Source organism: Bacillus sp. SRB3LM, from assembly GCF_015712745.1.
GTDB classification, from domain to species: domain Bacteria; phylum Bacillota; class Bacilli; order Bacillales; family Bacillaceae_G; genus Bacillus_A; species Bacillus_A thuringiensis_K.
This window is the reverse complement of record NZ_VWVQ01000065.1, coordinates 1-1,206: the sequence shown is the minus strand read 5'-3', so window position 1 is coordinate 1,206 and position 1,206 is coordinate 1. Positions and strand designations below refer to the sequence as shown.

Sequence of the window (1,206 nt, the reverse complement as noted above, 5' to 3'; positions counted from 1 at the left end):
TTTAACGTATTCCCCGAAAGAATTCTTCTTCCTCAAGCGTGTGAAGGGCGTAGCCAAAAGGCTTTGCTTTTTATTTTTCCTCTGACAGAGTCAGTCTTATAAAGAATAAATATTAGTATATCAATGAAATTAGATAATAATAATCATTCGGTGTTCTTGCTATAGTATCACCTTGTATTGGTTGTAAAATTCAGAAGAAATGTGTTCAATGATGATATATCAGACTATGCAAAAGACATGTTTGTCAGATTATCTGAGAATTACAACATAACATTGGTAGAGTGGCATCATGATGTAGATCATGTTCATATTTTGTTCAAGGCTCATCCGAATACAGAAATGACAAAATTTATTAATGCTTATAAAAGTGCAAGTTCTCGACTCATCAAGAGAGATTTTCCACGAGTGAAAACGAAACTTTGGAAAGAGATGTTTTGGTCAAGAAGTTTTTGCTTATTAACTACTGGCGCTTCTCCAATAGACGTAGTAAAGAAATATATTGAAAATCAAGGTGAAAGGTGAGGTGAAATGATATGACAAAGCACAATAAAGCATATACATTCCGTTTGTATCCAACAGAAGAACAAGCATATCTTATGCGTAAAACCTTCGGTTGTGTACGTTTCGTGTATAATAGAATGTTAGCTGAACGAAAAGAAGCGTACGAAAAATATAAAGATGATAAGGAACAACTAAAGAAACAAAAGCCTCCAACTCCCGCGAAATATAAAGCAGAATTTGAGTGATTAAAAGAAGTGGATTCATTAGCTTTGGCAAATGCTCAACTAAACTTGCAAACTGCCTATAAGAATTTCTTTAGTGGTCAAAATGACTTCCTAACATGCAAAAGTAAAAGACAGAAAGTCTTATACAACGAATGCAGTAAACGGAAATATTATGTTGCTGAATGGTCATATCAAATTGCCAAAACTGAAAATGGTACGTATCAAACAACATAGAGAAATGCTACAAGATTATAGAATCCAATCATGTACGATTTCTATGACTCCTACGGGTAAATACTATGTGTCTATCTTGACTGAATATGAAAAAGAAATTATACAAAAAGAAGTAGAAACAGTTGTGAGGTTAGACTTTACGATGGATGGATTATACGTTAGTTCTGAGGATGAGAAAGCCAATTATCCTAATTTCTATCGTAACATGTTAGAACGATTAACAAAGGCACAACGAGTATTATCAAAG

Annotated in this window: 1 protein-coding gene and 1 pseudogene; both read left to right on the top strand. The window is 33.4% G+C overall.

Annotated features, from left to right (window positions below; all coding sequences use genetic code 11):
• Nucleotides 1-177: 177 nt before the first annotated feature.
• The gene (gene tnpA / locus F3I02_RS19750) at nt 178-522 is read left to right on the top strand and encodes an IS200/IS605 family transposase (protein ID WP_230876788.1); all 345 of its coding nucleotides are present in this window, start codon (nt 178-180) and stop codon (nt 520-522) included.
• A gap of 11 nt (nt 523-533) precedes the next feature.
• A pseudogene (locus tag F3I02_RS19745) lies at nt 534-1,206 on the top strand (RNA-guided endonuclease TnpB family protein); the annotation flags it as partial.